The 25,172-nt window shown below is 36.1% G+C and carries 14 protein-coding genes; all 14 read left to right on the top strand.

Annotated elements, in window-relative coordinates; all coding sequences use genetic code 11:
* The first annotated feature begins 3 nt into the window (after positions 1 to 3).
* The 14 genes from BUC16_RS10590 to BUC16_RS10520 all read left to right on the top strand — a co-directional run bounded on the left by BUC16_RS10590 (position 4) and on the right by BUC16_RS10520 (position 25,156).
* Positions 4 to 357 carry a cupin domain-containing protein gene (locus tag BUC16_RS10590; RefSeq protein ID WP_073370459.1) on the top strand — a complete coding sequence of 118 codons (354 nt, stop codon included), beginning with the start codon at positions 4 to 6 and terminating at the stop codon, positions 355 to 357.
* Between the two features lie 30 nt (positions 358 to 387).
* Entirely contained in the window at positions 388 to 1,248 is an 861-nt protein-coding gene (locus BUC16_RS10585; RefSeq protein WP_073370457.1) for a polysaccharide lyase family 7 protein, read from the top strand.
* 282 nt (positions 1,249 to 1,530) lie between these two features.
* Entirely contained in the window at positions 1,531 to 3,216 is a 1,686-nt protein-coding gene (locus BUC16_RS10580; RefSeq protein WP_073370456.1) for a DUF4955 domain-containing protein, read from the top strand.
* Positions 3,217 to 3,351: 135 nt separating this feature from the next.
* Positions 3,352 to 7,452 carry a two-component regulator propeller domain-containing protein gene (locus BUC16_RS10575; protein WP_073370450.1) on the top strand — a complete coding sequence of 1,367 codons (4,101 nt, stop codon included), beginning with the start codon at positions 3,352 to 3,354 and terminating at the stop codon, positions 7,450 to 7,452.
* A 252-nt stretch (positions 7,453 to 7,704) separates the two neighbouring features.
* A complete protein-coding gene (locus tag BUC16_RS10570) occupies positions 7,705 to 8,889 on the top strand; it encodes a glycoside hydrolase family 88 protein (RefSeq protein ID WP_073370447.1) in 1,185 nt (394 codons plus the stop codon).
* A 4-nt stretch (positions 8,890 to 8,893) separates the two neighbouring features.
* Positions 8,894 to 11,323, top strand: a complete 2,430-nt coding sequence (locus BUC16_RS10565) for a glycoside hydrolase family 2 protein (RefSeq protein ID WP_073370765.1) — start codon at positions 8,894 to 8,896, stop codon at positions 11,321 to 11,323.
* A 55-nt stretch (positions 11,324 to 11,378) separates the two neighbouring features.
* Positions 11,379 to 12,602 carry an alginate lyase family protein gene (locus BUC16_RS10560; RefSeq protein ID WP_073370445.1) on the top strand — a complete coding sequence of 408 codons (1,224 nt, stop codon included), beginning with the start codon at positions 11,379 to 11,381 and terminating at the stop codon, positions 12,600 to 12,602.
* 429 nt (positions 12,603 to 13,031) lie between these two features.
* Entirely contained in the window at positions 13,032 to 16,313 is a 3,282-nt protein-coding gene (locus BUC16_RS10555; RefSeq protein WP_141226133.1) for a RemA C-terminal-like gliding motility protein, read from the top strand.
* A 51-nt stretch (positions 16,314 to 16,364) separates the two neighbouring features.
* The gene (locus BUC16_RS10550) at positions 16,365 to 16,586 is read left to right on the top strand and encodes an Fjoh_0651 family PID-CTERM protein (protein WP_073370442.1); all 222 of its coding nucleotides are present in this window, start codon (positions 16,365 to 16,367) and stop codon (positions 16,584 to 16,586) included.
* A 392-nt stretch (positions 16,587 to 16,978) separates the two neighbouring features.
* On the top strand, positions 16,979 to 18,175 hold the full coding sequence (locus BUC16_RS17480) for a T9SS type A sorting domain-containing protein (protein ID WP_084546150.1): 1,197 nt from the start codon (positions 16,979 to 16,981) through the stop codon (positions 18,173 to 18,175).
* A gap of 105 nt (positions 18,176 to 18,280) precedes the next feature.
* Positions 18,281 to 19,177 (top strand): alpha/beta hydrolase, encoded by an 897-nt coding sequence (locus BUC16_RS10540; protein ID WP_211517989.1) that lies wholly within the window; start codon positions 18,281 to 18,283, stop codon positions 19,175 to 19,177.
* A 48-nt stretch (positions 19,178 to 19,225) separates the two neighbouring features.
* Positions 19,226 to 20,041: a polysaccharide lyase family protein gene (locus tag BUC16_RS10535; RefSeq protein ID WP_073370439.1), complete on the top strand. Its 816-nt coding sequence runs from the start codon at positions 19,226 to 19,228 to the stop codon at positions 20,039 to 20,041.
* A 64-nt stretch (positions 20,042 to 20,105) separates the two neighbouring features.
* The gene (locus BUC16_RS10530; protein ID WP_244534357.1) at positions 20,106 to 21,203 is read left to right on the top strand and encodes a T9SS type A sorting domain-containing protein; all 1,098 of its coding nucleotides are present in this window, start codon (positions 20,106 to 20,108) and stop codon (positions 21,201 to 21,203) included.
* Between the two features lie 773 nt (positions 21,204 to 21,976).
* Positions 21,977 to 25,156 carry a SusC/RagA family TonB-linked outer membrane protein gene (locus BUC16_RS10520; RefSeq protein ID WP_073370435.1) on the top strand — a complete coding sequence of 1,060 codons (3,180 nt, stop codon included), beginning with the start codon at positions 21,977 to 21,979 and terminating at the stop codon, positions 25,154 to 25,156.
* Positions 25,157 to 25,172: the final 16 nt, after the last annotated feature.

Genomic DNA, 25,172 nt, shown 5'->3' with positions numbered 1-25,172 from the left:
AGTATGCAAAGTTTTGGAGCGAGTAAAGAATTTTTATTGGGAGATGAAATTCCATGGGAAGTAGTTGGAGAAGGAGTAAAGCGAAAAATAATGGGTTATGATGACACCATTATGTTAGTAAACGTGTCATTTGCAAAAGGAGGCATTGGCCCAATGCACGAACATTATCACGCACAAGTAACTTATGTTGTCAGTGGTCAATTTGAAATGACTATTGGCGAGGAAACCAAGATTTTGAAAGGTGGAGATTGTTTTTATATCCCGCCTCATGTGTTGCACGGAGCGATTTGCCTGGAAGACGGTGTTCTTATTGATGTTTTTAGTCCAATCCGTGAAGATTTTATGAACAAAGTTTAATAGATTATTACAGCTGAAATTACAATGAGTATGAAATTTTCAACAATCGCGGCCTTTACGGCATTTTCTTTGGTTGGGTTTAGCTACGGCCAAGATGCAGGCAAAGAGAAAAAGAAAACAGAATCGATAGATTTAACCCATTGGACTGTTACTATTCCTGAAGAAAACCCAAATAAACCAGGCCAACCATTTGATGTAGGATATCCAGAAATATTGGATTATGCAAATAACGCTACTCTTAAAAAGTATATGTATAATGACGAAAAGGATAAGTCGATTGTTTTTTATGCTTTTCCGTCAGGAACAACTACAGCCAACAGCCATTTTTCAAGAGCTGAATTGAGAGAAGTAATGGAGCCTGGCAATAAGAACGTGAATTGGACATTTGCAAAAGGAGGAGTTTTTAAAGCTACTTACGCAATGGCTGAGGTGTCGAAAGAACAAAATGGCAAGTATAGCAAGGTTATTATTGCGCAAATTCATGGAAGATTAACAGAGGAACAGCGAAATTTGATCGGACAAAAAGACAACAATGCACCACCAGTATTAAAAATATATTGGGACAATGGAAAAATTAGAGTCAAAACCAAGGTTCTCAAGAATCCAAATGCCACGGATAAAGAAATATTGGATGTGAAAGCCTGGGGCGATGATGAAGGCAGGGATTTTAAAGAAAAAGTGAATTTCGACAAATTTACCTTGGAAGTTAAAGTTTCCGACGGCAAAATGGTAGTCACGCTGAACGGTGGTGAATCGTTTGTTTATAATGACATCAACATGAAAAAATGGGGCGTCTTTGAAAACTATTTCAAAGCGGGGAATTATTTTCAATCAACAGAACCCAATGCGTTTGCCAAGGTTAAGATATACGCTTTAGAAACCTCCCATTAGTAATTTTTTGTTAAAAATCTATTCCCTGCTAAAATCAACCGACTGAATTGGTAGGTTTTAGCAGGGAATAATTCCAGTATGTTTAAATAATTTCCCCGATCTTTTTTAGTTATAAATTTCCTTGTTTTTTCCCTTCAAAAACTGCATAATATTATACTTTGATTTCTTTTGTGTTTTTTTGTGTCCAAAGAACTGTTTGCACACATTTGGATATTTGTCTACCTATTTTAGGATTATTGAATCGCTGTCTAATTCTATATTTGAAGAATTAAATTTAATTATATGTTTCAGTCTACTAAAAACAGAAATTTCGTTAATCAAAAGGTCATAATCTATGCCTTTTTTATTGCAATTTTATTTTCGTTCAACAGCCTTTCTTCTCAAGAATTACCCGAGATAATTACCAACAAGAAAATTGCCGGGCAAAATTATCTCCCAGATTTCAGTTACGCTGGATACCATTTTGGTGAAGTGAAAATTCCCCAAAAGACAGGACAAATAATCAATGCCACGGATTATGGCGTTATTGCAAATGATGGGTTGGACGACTCCAAAAACTTGATCAAAGCAATAAAAGCATCAAGTTCCATCAAAGGCGATGTAGTTTTGCAATTGCCTGCAGGCCGAATCATTTTAAGTGATATTTTGTACATTGAACGCAGCAATTTCGTGCTTAGAGGTGCAGGATCAGGAGAAAATGGAACTGAAATTTTTTGTCCAAGACCAATGATGTATTTAAAAGATCCTGAATCATTGACCGAATTGAGGGAATATCTCACCACTTTTGATAAAAGACAGCGGGAAAAAGAAAATAATGTTGACCTGCCTTTTTCACAATACGCTTGGTCCGGCGGTTTTATTTGGACACAAGTTCCCAATGAAAGAGTAAAATCGTATCTGGAAAAATACGACCCTAAATTAAATGTATTGGCTAAAGTTTTGACAGGCAAAAGAGGAGAAAATACTTTTACGGTTTCGGATGTCAATGGACTGAAAGTTGGTGAAGTTGTCGAATTGGAATTATTCAATAAAGAAGGTGAAAATGGAGAAATAATTAAAGCCTTATATAATAATGCAAACGTAAAACCGGGTTCCCATCATTGGAAATTCCCAACATTGCCCATCGTAAGGCAACAAGTGGAAATTGTTAAAATTGCCAATAACAAGGTTACAATCAAAACGCCTTTATTATTGGAAATAAAACCAAATTACCAAGCGCAACTTGTTGAGTGGAAACATTTATCGGAAGTGGGTATTGAACATCTTAGATTTACTTTTCCCGATACGCCAAGGGTTGCCCACCACGTCGAGCAAGGATATAACGCCATGTTTTTGACAAGAATATTCAATAGTTGGGTCAGTGATGTTTCGATACACAATGCGGAAAGTGGCATTCTAACCGAAGAAATTTCGAATGTGACTATAGAGGATATTACTACAGATGGAAATAATATTGCACATTATACTGTTGCAATGGGAGGTGTTCATAATGTACTGGTTAAAAATCTTAAAGTATATAATAATGCGGTTCATCCACTCAGTTTTAATACCTTTTCGACCAAAGATGTATATCAAAACTGTGAAGTTTTCACTAATGCTAATTTAGATCAGCATGCAGGAGCCAACCATCAAAATTTGTTTGATAATATAAAGGTTCATCTTAGTCCAAAGGAAGATAATAGTTATCCGCTGTTTTTGGCCGGTGGTGCTGATTATTGGAAGCCTTCCCACGGTGCTTTCACCACTTTTTGGAATATTAATGTTGCTGTTACGGGAAAGTTTGACACATCAAAACCAATTGTACTTAATGGTATGGAAGATGGTCCTTTTGCCAGAATAATAGGTGTTCACGGAAATCAAAATTTTAAATTAGAATATGGTCCCGATGCCTACATTGAATTTTTGAATCAACCCATTCAAAAAGAGCCTTCCCTATATGATTATCAATTAAAAAAACGTTTGAAATAAATTCCGTGAGGGAGTGAAAAACGGCTAAATAATTGCAATATTTAGCGAGAGTTTTAAATCTTTTCACTTCCTTTATCACTTAGAATTAATATTGATTATTCACATTGGGAAATTATTTACTGATGAAATACTAGAATGAAACATACTCTTTTTTTGCTGTCTTTTTTACTAATTACAATTGGTGTTTCTTCCCAAACCAATAAGTATCGACTAAATAATTTGTCTACTGTTGACGGTCTTTCCCAAAGTTCTGTAATTGCAATTCGTCAGGATGCCATTGGACAAATGTGGTTTGGAACCAGGGATGGTTTGAATAAATATGATGGCAGCAGATTTACAATTTACCGTAATGATCCAACGGATTCCACTTCCATAAGCAACAATGATATTCTGGCTTTGGAGGAAGATAAATCAGGAAAAATGTGGGTGGGAACTTATAATGGACTTAACTGTTATAATCCCGTTAAAAACTCTTTTAAACAATATTTTCATGCCAACAACGACAATTCGTTGTGCAACAATACGGTTTGGAGTATCAAGGAAATCAAGAATGAAATTTGGATAGGAACCTCAAGAGGATTAAGTATTTACAACAAAACCACCAATAAATTCATTACTGTTTTTCATTCCAGTCGAAACAAATCGAGTTTGTCCAATAATTTTGTTTTAAGCATCTTGGAAACGAAAAGTGGCACCATTTGGATCGGCACGGCAAAAGGCTTATGCAAATTAACCAGCAGAAAGAAGGGTGTTTTTTTGTTCCAAGAGTTCAATAGACCAGATAATGGGGAAAGTCTTTTTGTTCAAAGTCTCAAGGAAGATGTCGCCGGTAATTTGTGGATTGGAACAAAAACGAGTGGATTATATAAATTCGATGCTGTTTCTAAAAAGCTTATTTCACTTTTGGCCAATGGAAAACAAAATGGAATTGATGTTGACGTCAGATCAATAGACATAGATCGTAAAGGTGCATTATGGATAGGTGCTTATAACGGAGTTAGTGTAATGCAAAAGGACGGAGCGATCCAGAAAATATTCAACAATCCCGATAAAAAAACGAACATAACCAAAATAAAATCTGTTTTTACGGATAAAAAAGGATCCGTTTGGATTGGTACCTATTACAACGGGGTTGATATTTGGGATGTTTCCAATATCAATTTTACCAATTTGAATCAGGAATCAGGGAAGAGGGCCTTAAGTTTTGATGTTGTCAGTTCGATAGTTGCCGACAAAGACAAGAATATTTATTTTGGTACTGAAGGAGGAGGGATCACCATTCTTGACAACAAAACCGAAACCACCAGTTATCTTACCGCGAACAAAAGCAGTGAATTATCCCGAAATAATATTAAATCAATGTTTCTTTCAGACAAGGGAATATTGTGGATTGGTACTTTTTCCGAGGGATTGGAAGCATACGACATAAAATCCAAAAGATTCATCAATGAGGACATTGCACCAGATTTAAGAAAACTACTTAGGGAATCGGGTGTATATGTTATCAAAAAAGGGAGGAAGAACGATATTTTATGGTTGGGAACATTTGGTAAAGGATTGATCCGTTATGATAGTTCAAACAAGACCTATCAGGTTATGGGCAATGATAATTATTCGGATAATTTTTTATCGAACAATAGGATTAGGACGCTCTTGGTGGATAAAAAAGACAATATCTGGATTGGAACCCAAAGTGGTTTAAACCTCATAAACTTAAATGATTTAGACAACAATAATTATCAAATCAAGCATTTTTTCTTTGACAACAAGGTACTTTCAGGAGATGATATTCTTGCTTTGTTTCAAGATAAAAAAAACAGGATATGGGTTGGTACCAAAGCTAAGGGGCTCTATTTGTTTAATGGAAAAACCTTTAACAAGATTAATATAAGCGTTGGAAATTCAGCCATAACATCCATTCATTCCATTTCAGAGGATTCAAAAAATAATTTGTGGCTTAGTTCCAATTATGGAATTATTAAATACAATCCTTCGCGAAATTCCGTGATTGTTTACGATCAAAAAGATGGTTTGGTCAGCAATGAATTTAATGACAATGCTTTCTTGCAGCTCGATTCTCATAAATTCTATTTTGGAGGACCTTTGGGGGTTTCCTATTTTGACTCCAATCTTATTGCTTTAAATAGTTATTCTCCGCAGGTAATATTGACCAATTTTAAAATTAAAAATGAGTCTGTCAATGTAAATGCAAATCAAGACATTCTGGAAAAAAGCATTGCTTATACCAAATCGTTGACACTGAGTTATGACAAGGCCAATATTTCGATAAATTTTGCAATCCCAAATTTCATCAATTCAACAAATAATCAATATTCTTATCGATTGGTTGGTTTGGAAAACAATTGGACCACGACGGCAAACACGGAAGCCGTTTATACTATTCAAAAACCCGGCACCTATTTATTTGAAGTGAAAGGCGCCAACAATGACGGGGTTTGGAACAAGACTCCAACCACATTGGAAATTATTGTAGAACCTGCACCTTGGAGAAGTTGGTGGGCTTTTTTGTTTTATTTCTTGTTAATCGGGACAGGATTATACGGATTGATTTGGATCATGAAATCCAAGGAAAATCTCAAGAAAGAATTGGAATTTGAGTATATGGAAGGGGAAATCAATAAAGAAAATACCCTAGCAAAATTGCAGTTTTTTACCAATATTTCGCACGAGTTTAGAACGCCGTTGACACTGATTTTGGGACCCTTGCAACAGATTCTTTCCAATTATAATGGCACGAATGAAATGTACAAAAAACTGTTGGTGATCGAAAGCAGTGCCAATCACCTTTTGAGTTTGATTAACAGACTGATGGATTTCAGGAAATTTGAAAATAACCAATTCGTCCTGGAATCAGCCGAAGGGAATATCGTGAAATTCCTGAATGAAATATTCTTGTCATTTACCGAGTATGCAAAAGACGGAAACTACACCTATACATTCAGCACCTCGGATGAGGAAATATTGGTTTATTATGATCGGTATAAATTAGAGCGGGTTTTCTATAATTTAATTTCCAATGCTTTCAGGTATACACCAAAAGGAGGCGTAATATCGATACATATAAAAAAAGAAGAGAAGGATATTGTTATTGAAGTCGAAGATTCGGGAGTAGGAATAGCCGAAGAAAATATTGCCAAGATTTTTGATTTGTTTTTCGAAATTCCAACACACAAAAACGTGGAAACCAATTATAGTAAAGGCACGGGAATTGGTCTTTCCATTGCCAAAAATATAGTTGAGCTTCACCACGGAACCATTGATGTCAAGAATAAAGATGCCAAAGGAGTTGTTTTTAAAGTGGCGCTTCCATTAGGAAAAGAACATCTTTCCGAAAAAGAAATTTTATTGGATTTTAAAATCAGTGATGATGTTAGCCAATACTCGGCACAATTAGAAAATCAAGAAATCATTCAAGATGATGACGTGAGCGACTTGATGGTTCATGAAGACAAACTTACTATATTGATTGTGGAAGACCACAAGGTTTTGCGTTCCTTCATGAAAAATCTTCTAAAGAAAGAGTACAATATCATTGAAGCTGAAAACGGAAAAAAAGGACTTAAAAAAGCGCTTGAACATGTTCCAGATTTAATAATAAGCGACGTCATTATGCCTGAAATGGTGGGGACTGAACTTTGTGCCAAGGTGAAGGAAAACTTAAAAACCAGTCATATTCCGGTCATATTGCTTACTTCAAGATCTTCCTTGATTTATAAAATCGAAGGATTGGAAAATGGGGCAGACGATTATATCAGCAAGCCTTTCAACCTGAAAGAATTTAAGTTGAGAATTAAAAATTTGTTGGATTCCACACAACGATTAAAAGCAAAATTCTCCAGTGATGACAGTTTCTCTCCCAGCGAAATTACCGTTTCTTCTTTGGACGAGCAATTGCTTAAAAAAGCATTCAAACTGGTGGAAGAGAATATCGCCAATGAGCAATTTGACATTCCGTTTTTTAGTGCTGAACTTGGCGTAAGCCGTACCATGTTATTTACGAAAATAAAAGCATGGACAAATTTCACGCCCAATGAATTTATTCATGAAGTAAGGATGAAACGTGCAGCTCAATTATTGGAACAAAATAAAATGAATGTTTCTCAAATAAGCTATAAAGTAGGTTTCAACAACCCGAAATATTTTAGTAAATGTTTCCAAAAGAAGTATGGAGAAACCCCATCTCAATATGCGAACAAATTTTCGGAGGATTCCTAGAATAAGACAGAACTCCTTGTTTTATTGGTCAAATAACACTGTTTTGGATTTTTGAACACCCTTTTTTGAATTTTTAGAACTTGCTTCATTTCTATATTTGCGCTATGGAAAAGAGTAAAATCAAAATAATGATACTTAAGATTCTCTTGGGGTTTCTTGTAATCGCATTGAGTCTTCTTGTTATCTATTTAAATTAATTGCCGACAAGAACTCCAAATCACTATCCGAATAAGCAATTTATTAATTACACTTATGAAAAGAGTCAAATATTTAGTTGTCATATTTGTTTTTGCAGCGCTTTCAACAGCTTGTAAAACTAATGTTGGGACACGAAATCATTCAAATAAGCAAGATGTCAATGTGCTTCTTCAAAACCGATACCAGAAACTTTTGGAATATCCAATTGATTCCATTGGGTTTCCACGCAGTATGTCCTTAAAAACGGATGTTATTAAAAAAGTGCCGTCAAAAGATTGGACCAGTGGTTTTTTTGCCGGTAATCTTTGGCAAATCTACCAACTCACGGGAGATGCTCGATTCAAGGAAAGGGCGGCTGCCTGGAATGCTTTCATGGAAAAAGAAAAATTCAATGGTGCAACCCACGATATGGGATTCAAGGTTTTTTGCAGTTTTGGGAAAGGGCTTGAAGTGGAAGACAATGCAAAGTATAAAGCCATAGTTGTTAAAAGTGCCGAAACACTGATTACCCGATTTAATAAAAAAGTGGGTTCCATCAGGTCTTGGGATTTCAATAAAGACATCTGGGAGTTTCCCGTAATCATTGATAATATGCTGAATCTGGAATTATTGTTTGAGGCTAGCAAAATTTCAGGTGATGCCAAATTTAAAAATATTGCTGTCCAACACGCCAACACGACCTTAAAGAATCATTTCAGAAAAGATGCAAGCTGTTATCATGTTGTTGTGTATGACACTATTTCGGGTACAGCAAAAAACAAAGTAACCCATCAAGGGTTTAAAGATGATTCTTCCTGGGCCAGAGGTCAATCCTGGGCGGTTTATGGTTTTACCATGTGTTATCGTTACACCAAAGATCCGGCTTATCTCAAACAGGCCGAAGCTACTGCCAATTTTTTCATGCATAACAAAAATATGCCTGAAGATGGAATTCCATATTGGGATTTTAATGACACGAGTATTCCAAATGCTCCAAGAGATGCGTCTGCTGCCGCTGTAATGGCTTCTGCGCTTATTGAACTCTATAAATACACAAATAATGAGGCTTATTTGAACTATTCAAATAAAGTAATCCACGCATTGAGTTCAGATAAATACTTTTTAAATGAAACCGTAAATGGCCCTTTTATATTGGATCACAGTACCGGAAATTGGCCTAAAAAAGATGAAATAGACGAACCAATCATTTACGCGGATTACTACTTTTTAGAAGCAATAATTAGAAAAAATGTACTTTAATTTTATGAAAATCAATCTTTATAACATTGCAAATCTATTAGCACTTTTTATTCTATTTGGTTTTGGATCAATGAATGCCCAAAAAGCAGGAAGTTGGGAGCGAAGTAAAACCAACATCAATTCAGATTGGAATTATTTAGAGAATGACGCTAAAAATATATCCGAAATAGTAAATGCCGGAAATTGGGTCGGCATCAATTTGCCCCACAGCTGGAACAGCCAAGATGCTACCGATAATGAAGCGGGGTACAGAAGAAGTGCCAGTTGGTACAAAAAGAGCCTTGTTATTCCTGCTGTTGATGCGAATAAAATATACCAATTGTATTTTGAAGGTTCCAATATTACCACTAAAGTCTATGTAAACGGAAAAGAAGTTGGAGAACACATTGGCGGTTATATTGGCTTCACTTTCGACATAACAAAGTTCATAAAAGCAGGAAATAATGAAGTCTTGGTTCGTGTTGACAATAGTTACAACATTGAAATAATTCCATCCCAAAAAAGTGATTTCTTTATTTATGGCGGAATCACGAGGGATGTTTGGTTGCTGTCGATGGCAAAGAATCACATCGGCAACATTAAAATTACAACTCCAAAAGTTTCGGAGAAATCGGCGTCTTTAGTTGTGGTTGCTTCGGTTGAAAATGCTAAAAGTCCTGCTGGATTTTCCTATTTTGCACAATTGATGAATCCAAAAGGGAAAGTGGTTGCCACCAAAAAAGGAACTTTGTCAGGAGAGGAAACAACGATAGCATTCAATGAAATAAAAAATCCACAGTTGTGGGACATCAATGCACCCAATTTATATTCGGTTAGCGTTTCATTATTGGAGAATGGGAAAGTAACAGATAAAATTGACGACAAAGTAGGGTTTCGATGGTTTGAATTTAAAGATAACGGTCCCTTTTTCCTTAACGGAAAAAGAGTCCTGATTCGCGGAACACATCGTCATGAAGAACACGCTGGAGTAGGAGCGGCCATGTCCAATGAACAGCATCGAAAAGATATGGAATCCATAAAAGAAATGGGAGCCAATTTTGTACGATTGGCACATTATCCTCAAGACCCGGAAATTTACAAAGCTTGTGATGAGTTGGGATTATTGGTTTGGGATGAGTTGCCTTGGTGTCGTGGTGGAATGGGAAATGAGGTTTGGAAAAACAACACCAAAAACATGCTCGCCGAAATGATTAACCAAAATTACAATCATCCTTCAATTATTATTTGGTCTTTGGGGAACGAGATGAATTGGTTGCCTGATTTTAAAGACGGAGACAATACAGAAAAAACAAATGTTTTTTTAACTGAACTCAATGATATTGCACATAAGTTGGATCCAAACCGAAAAACGGCCATCCGAAAATATGAAGAGGGTTCTAAAATTGTGGATGTGTTTTCGCCTTCCATTTGGTCAGGTTGGTATTCCGGAAGTTATAAAAGTTACAAAAAAGCAATCGATAAATATAAATTAGATTACAAACATTTTATTCATACGGAATATGGCGGAGACAGCCATGTTGGGCGTCATTCCGAAAATCCAATTACTGGCGAAGGCCTGATAAAAACCGAGGGTTGGGAAGAAGCCATTGTTCAAACCAAAGTGGCCAATATTGCACAAATTGGGGATTGGAGTGAAAATTACATTGTTGATTTATTCGATTGGCATTTGCATATTTCTGAAAACGATCCAACATTTGTGGGCAATGCGCAGTGGGCTTTCAAGGATTTTGGAACGCCTTTGCGACCGGAAGACGACATTCCATACATGAATCAAAAAGGATTGGTGGATAGAAACGGAAATCCAAAAGATGCCTATTATGTATTTAAAAGTTACTGGAGCGACAAGCCTTTTGCCTATATCGAATCGCATACTTGGACGGAACGACAAGGTCCAAAAAACACCGCCCGCATCTTGAATGTTTTCAGTAATTGTCCTAAAGTGGAATTCTTTCATAATGGAGTTTCTTTGGGCGTGAAAACTCGTAACATTAAAAGTTATCCAGCTTCGGGGTTGACTTGGGAAGTGAATTTTGCTGAAGGGAAAAATACGCTCGTGGCTGTTGGAACAACAAAAGATGGAAAAAAAGTAACGGATTCAATTGATGTTAATTACCGATTTACTAAAAACGAGGCTGCAACAGGATTGGTTTTGTCTTCAGAAAAATTGAAGAACGGAAATTATCTAGTAACAACAATTGCCGTAGACAAAAATAATTTGCGTTGTCTGGATTATGAAGATCGCGTTTATTTTCAATGCTTGTCGGGAGGCCAAACTTTAAAAAATCAAGGGACACCAACAGGGAGTGAATCGATTAAAATGTCAAATGGAAAAGCGGCTATCGAAGTAATTCCAAATGCAAAAGACGATTCAATTGAAATGACCATTTTGAATCAAAATTTTAAAGGAGAGTATTTAAAATTCAAAAAAATATAAATAAAATAAAGCTTTCAAAGAACTGTCCTCGATGAAAACAATCAATTAAAATAGCATGATGAAAAATATAAAACTTCTCGCATTTCTTTTACTCTTCTCCAGTGTTTTTGGTGTTTCGGCGCAAAGTATAATGGGATCCGCAAATGATTTTCCAAAAACGATTGTTCTGGAAGGATCAGTTTTGCAACGCAATTACCAACTAATAATTGAAAACAATCCAGAAAAAAAAGCGGCACTCCAAAGTCTTCTGGGCAAAGCCGATAAAATCCTGAAAGAGGCAACATTATATTCGGTGATGCATAAAAAACAAGTGCCTACCAGTGGCGACAAACACGATTACATGAGCACAGGTCCGTATTGGTGGCCAGACCCGACAAAGCCTGATGGATTGCCTTATATCCGAAAAGATGGCTTGCGTAATCCGGAATATTTTGAAATCACGGATTCCCAAGAAATGGATAAAGTTGAGGATGATGCAGAAATTATGGCCTTGGCTTACTATTTTACCAAGGAAGAAAAATATGCCAACTGGGCTTCAAAAATAATTAAGACTTGGTTTTTAAATTCGGAAACAAAGCAAAATCCCAACCTTAATTTTGGACAGGCAATTCCTGGGCTAAATACGGGTAGAGGAATAGGTTTAATCGAAACCCGAGGATTGTATCGTGTTATAGATGCAGCCATTTTGATACAAGGTTCAAATAATTGGTCAAAAGACGATCATTTGGCACTTAAAAAATGGTTTTCAGACTTTTTGACTTGGCTCACGGAAAGTCCAATAGGAAAAGACGAAGCCGATGAACACAACAACCACGGGACTCATTATAGTGTTCAGGCAATTTCCTATGGTATTTTTACGGATCGTCCCGATATTGCTGTTGCCGAAATAGAAACTTTTAAAAATAGATTGGAAAGTCAATTAAAACCTGACGGAAGCCAGCCTTTCGAATTGGTAAGAACAAAATCATGGAATTATGCCAACATGAATTTGGACGGTTATTTTATCGCAGCCCGATTAGCCGAAAATAGCCAAATAGATCTTTGGAACTATCAAACCAAGGAAGGGAAGAATATAAAATCGGCTGTAGAATGGTTAATACCTTACATAAAAAAGGAGAAAAAATGGGAGTACGAGCAAATTCAAAATATAGGTTTTGGAGAAACCGTCAGGATTTTGAAAATAGCCTCTAAAAAATATTCCAATCCAGATTATGATGCCTTGGCAAAAAAAATTGATTTAAAAACTTATCAATTAGATAGTAATCAGTTGACTTTTTAATTCTATTATTTTTTTTATTTAACGGGAAGGACTCTTTACTCTTTGTGCTTCCTGTTGTCCAAAGTCAATATCAATATAGTTCTGCGTCATTAAAATCTGGTCGCAGAGCTATTTTATTTGCATTTATACTTCCTGTTTTGGATTGAAATTAAAAATAGACATTGCTTTTTTTATCTTTTCGCTCCAAATATTCTGAAAAACCATCTCTTTTTTAATAATTTTTTCTATTTGTTTAGTGGCCTAAATGATACATTCCAGAATTCATACTTAAATAAAAATCAAATCATTAGATCTTATTTGTGGTTTTATTTTTTTTGTCAGAAATAAATAATATATTTGGAAAACCAAATTGGTTAACCATTTTGGTTTTCCAAATTTGTAAAAACATCTAAATTATTTATTAACTATTCAACAAACCAAAAAGCTATTATGAAAGAAAAATTACTTAGTAGAAAAAGACTTTCAACCCTTTTTTACAGCCTGTGCTTTATGGTGCTGTTTGCAAATTCTGCAAAGGTACAAGCCCAAATCGCAACTGATGGAGATTATCGTACCGCCAAAGCATCAGGTAATTGGAGTGAGACTGATATGTGGGAAACCAGAATTGCAGGTGCATGGGCAGTTACTGCCGTTGCTCCAACAGCTACCAACAACGTTTATGTCCAAAATGGTCACACCCTAACTGTTGATGTTGCCAATGCATATTGCAAAGATTTACAGTTAAATACAGTGGGAGTTCTTGCCATAGGTGCAAATACAGTCAACGTCAGCGGAAAAATCAGGGCTTACACAACCACTTTGGGCGCTGTCATTGGGGCCGCTGTTAATGATGGAACTTTTTATAGTGATCAGACAAGCAGTACAGCACCTGCAGCGACAATGATAACAACTACAAATCCCGGTGTTTTAAAGTTTGTGGGAGGAACAAGAAATATTACGAATGCAGGTGAATGGAATGCCAATGGAACAAACAATGCAGCTGAGTTTGCTTTGGATTCAGGCGCTATAGGTAATCTTAATACTGTGGGTGTTAAATTTAATCCTGTCGTGTTTTCAAGCGGTACTATTACTACCGATGCTTTCATATCGGCCTCATCGGGAAATCTCACAATCAAAAGTGGTGCGACATTGATTTCTTCCAGATCTGGAACCAATACAGTAATTGGGAATTCCAGTACAGTTGTATGTGGCATCGTGACTATTGAAGCTGGTGGTATTCTTGAATTGACAGGAGCTGCTCCAGCCATAAATTGCACGACGTTTACAAATAACGGAACTGTTATATATAGCAGGGCAGGTACCCAAACATTGCTTCAATCAGGTTCCACCGCCTATACTATTCCTGGGACTACTCTTTTTAATAATTACAGCACATTAATATTGTCCAACGCCAGCACCAAAACTCCTTTTGCGTCTATAACGGTAAGTTCGTTGTTAAAATTTACGGGAACTGCCACGCTTGCGGCAACTGCTTCGCTTTCCTTAACAATGTTGAATGGCTCGACTGTTGAACGTAGTGTTACTTCTGGAACCTCACTTCCAAGTGCTGTCGGTGCAGTTTTATATGGTACTTCGGGCACAGATTTAATTAATGTAACCATAGGGTCAACAGTATCAAATAGTAATGAATTTGTATCTTCTCCAACACCGGGAAAAGTAGGTACCCTTACAATTAATAATGGAGTTACTTACACGGTTACAGGAGGAAGAACTGCCATCAATGTTGTAAATAATGGAATACTAGTTTTAACGACGGCTTCTTCATTTACTTTTAATGTTAATGGTACTATTTCGGGAACAGGAACAATTAGTGGACATTCTAACGTAAGTATTGCTTTTGGAGGCACAAATGACGGTAATGCGGGGACATTAAACTTTACAAGTGGCAGCCAAGTTGCCAATAACCTTACCATAAACAGAACAGGAATAAATGCTTCGGTCACTTTAGGAACACCGGTTACTGTATTAAATATAAATCCAGCCATCACAACTTTGGGATTGACAGCCGGTACATTAATTAATAGTGGATTCATGACTTTAGGGAATGGCGCCATTGTTTCGAGATCAGGTGGCAGTTTAGATGCAGCACCAGTTTTTGGAACTTCAATGACTTTAAACTATACTTCTTCAGGTGCTAAAACGGTCGGTCCTGAAATGCCAAATTCAAGTGCCATAGCCACCACTGTTAACATCAGTTCTGGCCCCGTCACTTTAAATACAACTAAAAACATAAGTACGCTAACGTTGACTTCAGGTTCTTTAACATTGAGTTCAGGTGCTAATTTGACGATTCAAAATGCATTAACCAATAATACAACTGCAGGAGCATCAGCCGTTGTAATAGAAAGTGGAGCCAACCTGATTCAGGTAAACAATGTTGCCAATACTGGTGATGTTACCGTAAAAAGAAATAGTTCCTCTTTATTTAGATTGGATTATACTATTTGGTCATCGCCGGTCACAAACGCAAGCAAGTATTTATTGGATTTTTCTCCATTAACATTACCTACAAGATTTTACAACTATAACACGAGCACCAACTTATACAATTCAGAATCAAGTACATCTACCACTCCATTTGCAACTGCAGCTGGATATCTAATTCGAATGCCAGATACTGATCCTCTTTATCCGGCAGCAATTAATTATGCAGGAGTGTTTACAGGTTTGCCAAACAATGGAGATATTCCAGTAACCTTAAATTATGTTGATGCCACTCACGGATACAATATGGTAGGAAACCCTTATCCATCGACCATTAATTCAGAAACATTTCTTGCCGCTAATTCAGCAAACATAGAAAGCACCTTGTATTTCTGGAGAAAAACAAATGGTGCAGGGGGGTCTGCTTATGCCACCTACACATTAGGAGGATCGACAACCACAACGCCAACCAGTGCTGCGCCAAATGGAACAATTCAAGTGGGGCAAGGTTTTTTTGTTCAAGCTAAAAGTGCTGCAACAGTAAATAGTTTTTTTACCAATGCAATGCGAACAACAAATACGGCAAACCAATTCTTTAAAACCAAAAATACTGTCGAAAAAAGTCGTGTTTGGTTAAACTTGACCAATTCAGCAGGTGTATTTAGCCAAGCGTTGGTAGGTTATATGACTAATGCCACTCAAGGAGTTGATAATGGAATTGACGGGAAATACATCAATGACAGTCCAATTGCCTTGACATCGAACATCAACAACGAAGATTACACCATTCAAGGTCGTGCCTTGCCATTTGACCCTTCGGATGTTGTTGCCTTAAACTTCAAGACTGATGTTGGAGGTGATTACACCATTGGACTAGACCACGTTGACGGCTTGTTCGCTGAAGGTCAAGACGTTTTTCTTAAAGACAACACGACAGGAACGGAAACCGATTTGAAAGCAGGAGCCTATACCTTCACGGCAGCGGCAGGAACAGACAACACCAGATTTTCATTGAAATACCAAAAAACGTTGAAAGTAGATGCATCATTATTCAATGAAAATAGTGTCGTCGTGTATAAAAACAAAGGAACATTGTATGTAAACTCGGGTGCAATCGCCATCAACAACATCAAAGTTTTTGACATTCAAGGAAGGTTGGTTGCAGAACAAAAAAATGTGAAGGCAAATTCAGCCACCATCAAGGATTTGAAGGCCACACAGCAAGTTTTGATTGTCAAAATAACGGCTGAAGACAATAAAGTGGTAAGCAAAAAAGTAGTGAATTAGAGCTCCTCTGGAATTTAATTAAACGAAATCATTAATTTTAAAATTAGCAAAATGAAAAATAATTTATTAAAATATTATATGGCTGCCTTTTTCTTGTGTTCCACTTTTATACTATTTGCACAGCCTGGCACGGAAGACAACGGTACTGGTTTAGAAGGCACTGACACACCTGCTGCTCCAATTGACGATTATGTTTGGGTTATGGCATTGGTAGGTCTGGTCTTTGTTTTTATGAAGTTCAGGGCAATCCAAAACAAGAAAATTAAAAGTTGAAGCAAACCTAAACCCTGTAAAAGATATTGTTTCTAATCCAGAAACCCTATTCGATAATTCGGATAGGGTTTTTATAAATAAAGTGAGTGGGGTTGAAGAATATATGAGAACTAGAAAAGCTTTAAGTATTAATACTGTCCATTATCGGTGAGTTGGACAATTTCACCACCAATTTTGTACCTCCATTATTGTATTGGATTCTAAATTTGAATAAATTTTCAAGTGTCATGTTTTATAAACTTTCGAAACAAAAAAAACTTTTTTTTATTTTTTATTTCAGAAATAAACAATATATTTGGAGAACCAAATTGGTAAACCAGTTTGGTTCTCCAAAATATAATAAAATTTTTAAATTATTATAAAACTATTTCAATCAATCTAAAACTATTATTATGAAAAGAATTTTACAATTATCTGTTTTATTGGCATTTTCTCTCTCTTATGGGCAGACGTCTCTATTCTTTGATAATTTTGACCCTGCAACATTTCCAAATAGTGTTACTTCTAATGCTGGATTCACAACTTCAACACCTACAAGTAGTGTGTCTGATGCTAAATTTACCTATACAGGATATAATAGTTCACCAGCTGGTTTTTATTTAGGATCAAGTAATGGAACTAGTGGTTTGAATTGTATTTGGAATGCAACACCTCAAACATACAGTACAAATTTAAGTATTCAAGGTTCTACACTTACTTATAGAGGTACGTCTACTGTTGCGGTACCATTAAGTAGTATAAGTGCTCCATTTACTCCGATATTAAATACTAATACGAATGTAATTACGTGGTCATTTGGTATGCGTATTAATAAATCAACTATATTAAATGTGTTGCCAGGAGCACTTAACTCTGGATTAGGGATGTGTGGAGGAGTTATTTTAGCTACGGATGCTGCCGCTAATTTACCAATTGCAACAGGTTCATCTGCTAGTGGTTATGCTGTTATATTATCGGGAGACGCCTCAGGTACTACTAACCGTGTTGATTTTGGAAGTTTTACTGGTGGTTTGAGTTATACGGCATCTCCCGAAAGCAGTACTTTTAGTAGTTTGCTAACAGTTGGTAACATACTAGTTGGTGGAAATTCTATTTCTGTAACTGTAACTTATACACCTTCCACAAATGCTTGGACTCTTAAGGTAAGACAAGACGGGTCCTCTTCTATTCCTGATCCAGATGCTACTACGGCAAACTCATATGTAACATCAACACCAGCTTCTATTGTTAATAGCTCTTATACAGGAAATACTATGACTAATATGATGTTGTTTTATAATCATAATGGTAGTAATGGTATCTATCTTGATAATATAAGAGTTAAAACTGATGCAAATCTTGGATTATCAAAATCTCAAATATCAGAATTGAAAGTATATCCAAATCCAGTTTCAAATGGGGCATTGTACATCAACTCTGCCAACAACAGCGAAAAACAAGTTGTCATCTATAATATTTTAGGGCAAAAAGTGCTTCAAACGAAAACGACTTCTGAACCAATCAATGTGTCCAGCCTTGCCAAGGGGGCTTACGTTGTAAAAATCACTGAGGACGGAAAATCGGAGACCAAAAAATTGATTGTCGAATAAAGGAAAGAGATTTAAATATAATACTTTATGCGATATTTTTTAGCAAAAAAAATATCGCATAATTTTTAAAATACGTCTATTATTAACTTCAAAAGAACTTAAAAATTGAAAAAGAGAATTTTATTACCTATTATGGCAGCAATGCTGTCTTTATCTTCATTGGCGCAAACACAAGATACCATAACTACAAAACCGGTCGTGATTCCTACGGGTTATGTGGCTAAGCTAGACGTGGTTTATACAAAAGTAAACGGCTGGGACGGAAGAACAGATTTGTATCTTAACCCCAATGCATCAAAACCTACTCCAGTTATTATCAATATACACGGCGGTGGATGGAACAAAGGAACTAAGGAATCTCAAGGTGGATTTAATACATTCTTTAAAGCCGGTTTTGCAGTGGCTAACATGGAGTACCGTTTGTCTGGCCAAGCCAAAGCGCCTGCAGCCGTAGAAGATACCCGTTGTATGTTGATTTATTTAATAAAAAATGCAAAAGAACTTAACATAGATCCCAACAAAATAGTGATTATGGGCGGAAGTGCCGGCGGTCATCTTGCTTTGATGGGCGGATTATTGGGCAACGATCATCGTTTTGACACCAATTGTCCAGGAGTTGAGAACGTAAAAGTGGCTGCCATTATTGATAAGTATGGTATTGCTGATGTTTGGGACTGGACTTATGGGCCAGAACACAAAAGTTCTTCGCCTAAATTTTGGCTGGGAGACAATGTTAAAAATGATGGTTTTATAAAATCAGTTTCACCTATTTCGTATGTGACTAAAAATAGTCCGCCAATTTTCATTGTTCACGGTGATGCAGATCCAACGGTTCCTTACCAACAGTCGGTAGATTTATACAAGAAACTTCAAAAACTGGGTGTTAAATCTCAATTTATGACCGTTGCAGGAGGTGTACACGGCAAATTTGATAAAGAAAAAAATGCCGAGATAAACAAATCAATAATTGAATTCCTTAAAACCATTGGATTTTTTAATTAAAATTACGATAGTGTCAATGGGTGTAATTTTTGTCCTAAATTGAATAAAATGAAAATACATACTAATGCAAAAGGTGCTTTGGCAATACTGTTTTTGACAACTTCTTTTTCAGGATCTGCACAAGCAATACTTAAAGCCGATGGTCCAGGAAATACCTATGAATTAATTAATGGTGTGTTGGCTCCGGGTAGTGAAGCTGTAGAGAATCCAGAATGTGTACATGCCGATTTTGGGCGACACATAGCTGAAGTTTGGGATGTAGATTTGAAAGAAAATGTTTTTGAATTTTATTCTCACGTAACCCCAGACAATGATCGATGCGAAAATTTTGATCGTCAACGGGTTGAAATTAAAACCTATGAACCTTCCCCAGATAATTTGAAAGGCACTTTGGGCGAAACAATTACCTATAAATGGAAATTTAAATTACCTGCAGGGTTTCAACCTTCGACCAATTTTACGCATTTACACCAAATAAAAGCAGTGGGTGGATCTGAAGGAATGCCCATTTTTACATTAACGGCCAAGAAGGGAAAAATCAGCAAAATGAATTTGGTTCACGACAATGTAACTGTCGTTGCCAGTGCCAATCTATCCGAATTTGAAAATGTATGGGTTGAAATTACAGAAGTAATTAAGGTGGGTGCCAATGGTACTTATTCAATGACCATAAAACGAATCAATGACGGAACTGAAATTCTTTCTTATAACAGTGCAAACATAATGACCATTAGACCTGACAATAAGTTTATCAGGCCCAAATGGGGGATTTATCGCAGTTTGAAAAAAGCCGAAGACTTGAGAGATGAAGCTGTTCGTTTTGCTGATTTTTCAATAACTGAAGGTGTCATTTCCGGTAAATAAGTTTGATGGAATCAATGCTAATAAACAGGGCCACAAGTTTCTGTTTTTTAAAACTATTTATAAAATGATGAACCTTAATTATTCACGCTTTTACATATTGGTATCATTAGTTTTAATAGGAAATTCATTTTCATCTAAAGCACAGGTTACCTTGAACGCCGACGGTCCCGGAAATACCTATGAATTAATCAACAGCGTTTTTGCGCCGGGTTATAATACCGTGGAAGATCCTGAATGTGTTCACGGTTCTTTTGGACGACATATTGCCGAAGTATTTGATACAGAATTAAGTAAAAATGTTTTTGAATTTTATATTCATGTGACACCTGATAATGATCGTTGCATTAATTTTGATAGACAACGAGTAGAAATTAAAACATATGACTCATCTCCTGATAATTTGAAAGGTACGCTGGGAGAAACTGTCACTTATAAATGGAGGTTTAAAGTACCTGTTGGATTTAAGCCTTCATCCAATTTTACGCACATTCACCAGGTTAAAGCTGTGGGTGGCGATGATGACGATCCTATTTTTACCTTGACCCTGAGAAAAGGGACACCCAATAAATTAGAACTTAACTATGTTAAAGAAAGTTCTTTAAGCACGAATAAATATAAAAATTTGGATATGTCCTTATTTGAAGGTATTTGGGTGGAGGCAATTGAAACAATAAAAATAGCTACATCTGGAACTTATTCCATTACCATTAAGAGAGTTGATAATGGAGTTACGGTGCTAAGTTACAGTAATCCAGATGTTTCCACTATCCGACTAGGAGTGGGAGGGGTTGACAACAGTTTTATTCGTCCAAAATGGGGAATATACAGGAGTTTGCTTGATCAAGCAAGTTTACGAGATGATTCTATTCGTTTCTCGGATTTTAGTATATCAGAAGGGACATTGTCTACAGAAGAATTTTCTTCGAGCATTGAAGATGTTGTTTTGTTTCCTAATCCTGTTTACGATAATTTGGAACTTTCGGATAAAATCAGGGAGAATTATGACGGTATTCAAATCTTCAATACCAATGGAAAATTAATGGGGTCCCTACAACTTGCATCCAGTAATTTGGATCTTTCCCGTTTAAGTTCAGGATTGTATTTCGTTAAATTTTTGAGAAATGGATCAGCAACGAAAGCAGTCAAGATGCTCAAAAAATAAAAATCATTTTAAATCTCCATTGTTGTAAAATTTGGGTTTTTTAAGAAACTTGTTTGACTCTAATTTGTTGTCGGTATTTTTTTCTTTTAGAACTGACAATTGATGCGAATTGCAATTGTCTTTTTTGCATTTGTATATGTGGCCAAATGATTAAATATTTTTGGTTTACTAAAAATAATAATCTAAAAAATATATATTATTTATTTTTTATTCAAAATAATAGTGATATATTTGGGCAACCAAATTGGATAACCAATTTGGTTATCCAAAATAACAAGGAAAATCATACTGTTTTATGGGTAAATATAGAAAATTTTTTTTGTAAAACTTTGTCAAAAATTATTTGAAGACACATAAAATTTTCTGTATCAAACAGGTATGATTGACGGGATAAGATTTATTGCGCTAGAACAAGTATTCAGGCTTAAAGTTCAAAGTTTTATGACGAGATTATCTAACATTGGACGATTTTATCCCTATTTAAGGATTATTGTTTATAAGCAAATTTTAATTTTGAATCGTTGAAAAACCTTATTGACAAGTTATTTAATGATACGATATTGAAATAATTTGGAATACTGTTTTTATTGACGCTTTTGGTAAAAACTATTTAATGGAATCGAAAATTAATTATTTAAAAAATCAATAACCACCTTCAATGAAATAAAAATAAGAAAAACAATTTAATTTATTTCTAAACCAAGAATCAAATTAGAAATAGCATGCAAAAACGATTAACTAAAAAACCCAATTAATATTAAAATGAATAAATTATGAAAAAACCAATTTTATTGTTTCTCTTAATTTTCACCTCTATTATTTATGCACAGACTGATAAAATAAAAATTTCAGGGACTGTGGTAGATGAAAAAGGAATGCCAATACCAAGTGTATCTGTAAACTTTGAAGACAAGGGGGTTTCAACAGATATAGAAGGTAAATATTCTATTAATGTAAAAAATTCAAAATCAGTTTTGAAATTTTCTTTCATAGGTTTCGAACCTCAAATTATTGTGGTAGGTAAAAATCAAGTAATAGACGTTACTTTGAAAGAGTCGGCAAGTGCGCTTGATGAAGTAGTAGTTATTGGATATGGTACACAAAAAAGATCTAGCGTGACTGGGGCGGTGTCAAAATACAAAAACGAAAAACTGGAAGAAGTTGCCGTGTCAAGACTTGATCAAGCTTTGCAAGGAAAAATTGCAGGGGTTTATGTTCAAAACACCTCGTCAGAGGCGGGTTCCGATACTAAAATATCAATTAGAGGAATTGGTTCAATCAATGCAACTTCAAGTCCGCTTATTGTTATTGATGGACAACCCGTTCCGGACGGATTGTCTGCATTGAACATGGCCGATGTTGAATCTGTTGAGGTATTGAAAGATGCTGCCTCTGCAGCCATTTATGGTTCTCGTGGGTCAGGTGGTGTTATATTGGTTACTACCAAAAGTGGTAAATCAGATAAAGTTCGATATTCGTTCAAATATTCAAGTGGTGTAAAATCGGCTTACAGCACATATCCTATTATGTCTTCTACAGACTATGTGGAACGCTTGTTCGCCGAACGTGATTTAAAAGCGACTGATCCAAGTGTTGTTGCGTCCACAAATACAATTTCTGCCAACAATAGGGCTACTTATGTGATTGAACAAGACATGTTGGGAGGAAAAGGGATTGATTACCAAGACGAGGTTTTGCAAACGGCTGATTTCAGAAATATCCAGTTGAGTGCCACGGGAGGAAGTAAAACGGTTCGCTATTTTATTTCTGGAGGTTACAATGGAGATGAAGGTGTAATGATTAAAAGTAATTTCGAAAAATATAATTTTCGTTCCAAGTTGGATGTCGATTTGAGTAAGAAACTAAAGCTTTCCGTAAATTTGAATCCTTCATTTTCAACGAAAGAAACTCCTTCGGAAAATTTCACCAATTTCATTCGTTACCCAAGTTTTCTGCCGATTTATCACAATGAAGCAACAGCGGCATTTGTGCATCAAAATACGCAATGGGCAAGCGTAAAAGCGGGTGATTTCTCGCATCCAAGACATTTTAATACATTGACTTATTCAGGAAAAATGCCTGACGGGACTAATTGGGGGCCAACAGTGGCAAGTCCATTTAACTCGGCACAAAATAACCCAATGGCTTCTCTTCTTAGCCAGGAAATCACTACCGACGAATATAGATTGCAAAGTAGTGCAAGTTTGACTTATAATATACTTCCGGGTCTAGATTTCAAAACAATGGCCAGTGTATACATGAATTATGGCAAGAGATTTGAATGGGCAGATAGAAACGCAACAGGTGACGGAATAGTAAATAAAGGGGTGTATATCAATAGTACTCTTATTGACTTGCTGTCTGAAAACACCTTGAATTACAAAAAGACATTTGGAGATCACTCTCTTGAGGCATTATTAGGATATACGGCCCAAAAAACCAGGGTTGAAAGATCGCAAACCACGGGTCAGGACTATCCAAGTGATGAAATTAGAACATTAAATAATGCTTTGGTTATCGATAAGGCAGGAACTTTTGGATCTAACGTCCAAACAGGTTTGTTGTCTTATTTGGCAAGGGTTAATTATGCTTATAAAAGCAAGTATTTATTGTCTGCCAGTTTCCGTGCCGATGGTAGTTCTTATTTTGGTCCTGGTCATAAATGGGGGAATTTTCCGGCTGCTTCAGCAGGTTGGGTAGTTTCCAAAGAAGAGTTTTTGAGCAAGGCAGAGTGGTTAGACAAACTTACACTTAGGGCAAGTTATGGTACTTCTGGTAATAATAGAATTCTAGATTATGGATTTGTTGATTTATTGACTTCTGCAAACTATTCATTGGGTTCAGGGACAGGTTCTTCAGTTTCAGGACAGGCACCTACATCAGGAATTCTTGCCAATCCAGATCTTACTTGGGAAACCACCTATCAAACAAATTTAGGATTGGATCTTTCTTTGCTTAAAAACAGGATTAATCTTACTGTAGATGTTTATCAGTCTAAAACCGATAAATTGCTGTTGCAACAAGCTGTGATGGCATTTACGGGTGTTCCTCTCTCATGGAACAATATAGGAAGCATGAATAATAAAGGGTATGAGCTTGAACTATCAACCACAAATGTTAAAACCAGAGATTTCAAATGGACTACTTCTGCTAATTTTTCTCATACAGAGAATAGAGTTAGAGAGTTAGGAAGTGAAGCTTATTTGAGAAACCAGGGAGAACGTACGGAGGTGTATCAATCTAAAGTGGGAGATCCATTGGTTCAATTCTATGGTTTCAAAACAGATGGGGTGTGGCTTTCACAAAAACAAATTGATGCAGCGAAAGCATCAGGTTTGACAAGTCAACTAGCTAACTTGTTTATTCCTGGAGGTTTGAAATTGGTGGATGTGAATGGGGACAACATCATTGATAATGATGACAGAACGGTAATAGGAAATCCTTATCCGGATTTTAATTGGGGAATTACGAATAACCTAACTTACAAATCATTTGACCTTAGTTTTACGTTTCAAGGTGTTCAAGGGGGAGACTTGATTAATGGAGATCCTAATTACAACGAGACAAAACAGCGTAATACAAACTATACTGCGAATCGTTGGCTAAGCGAAATGTATCCTGGAGATGGGAAAACACCTTATGAAACAGCCGGGTTCAACTGGATGCTGACTGATTATGTGGTGGAAGATGCTTCTTATTTTGCATTGAGAGAAGTCAATATTGGGTTTAATTTTCCAGAATCAATGTACAAACAACTTGGATTGAGTTCCTTGCGTTTGTATTCTTCTGGACAAAATATGTACTTCCATTCGGCTAAGGGATACAGGGGAATTAATCCAGAAGGACGTTTCAATGCAGGAGTTTATGGAACGAATCCTTTAATTGATGGATACCAAAGAGGATCTTTCCCGATACCTAAAACAGTAATCATCGGAATAGATATTAATTTTTAATTTAAAACAAACTTGA

It is taken from the genome of Flavobacterium fluvii, assembly GCF_900129545.1.
GTDB classification, from domain to species: Bacteria; Bacteroidota; Bacteroidia; order Flavobacteriales; family Flavobacteriaceae; genus Flavobacterium; species Flavobacterium fluvii.
Note: the sequence above shows the minus strand (reverse complement) of the source record. Positions and strands in the feature narration are given on the sequence as shown.

Bases quoted from the DNA above. Each gene is read 5' to 3' on its own strand.
- BUC16_RS10555 (WP_141226133.1), top strand. From the start codon at position 13,032: ATGAAAGAAAAATTACTTAGTAGAAAAAGACTTTCAACCCTTTTTTAC.
- BUC16_RS10585 (WP_073370457.1), top strand. From the start codon at position 388: ATGAAATTTTCAACAATCGCGGCCTTTACGGCATTTTCTTTGGTTGGG.
- BUC16_RS10560 (WP_073370445.1), top strand. From the start codon at position 11,379: ATGATGAAAAATATAAAACTTCTCGCATTTCTTTTACTCTTCTCCAGT.
- BUC16_RS10535 (WP_073370439.1), top strand. From the start codon at position 19,226: ATGAAAATACATACTAATGCAAAAGGTGCTTTGGCAATACTGTTTTTG.
- BUC16_RS10580 (WP_073370456.1), top strand. From the start codon at position 1,531: ATGTTTCAGTCTACTAAAAACAGAAATTTCGTTAATCAAAAGGTCATA.
- BUC16_RS10530 (WP_244534357.1), top strand. From the start codon at position 20,106: ATGATGAACCTTAATTATTCACGCTTTTACATATTGGTATCATTAGTT.
- BUC16_RS10570 (WP_073370447.1), top strand. From the start codon at position 7,705: ATGAAAAGAGTCAAATATTTAGTTGTCATATTTGTTTTTGCAGCGCTT.
- BUC16_RS17480 (WP_084546150.1), top strand. From the start codon at position 16,979: ATGAAAAGAATTTTACAATTATCTGTTTTATTGGCATTTTCTCTCTCT.
- BUC16_RS10550 (WP_073370442.1), top strand. From the start codon at position 16,365: ATGAAAAATAATTTATTAAAATATTATATGGCTGCCTTTTTCTTGTGT.
- BUC16_RS10565 (WP_073370765.1), top strand. From the start codon at position 8,894: ATGAAAATCAATCTTTATAACATTGCAAATCTATTAGCACTTTTTATT.
- BUC16_RS10590 (WP_073370459.1), top strand. From the start codon at position 4: ATGCAAAGTTTTGGAGCGAGTAAAGAATTTTTATTGGGAGATGAAATT.
- BUC16_RS10575 (WP_073370450.1), top strand. From the start codon at position 3,352: ATGAAACATACTCTTTTTTTGCTGTCTTTTTTACTAATTACAATTGGT.
- BUC16_RS10520 (WP_073370435.1), top strand. From the start codon at position 21,977: ATGAAAAAACCAATTTTATTGTTTCTCTTAATTTTCACCTCTATTATT.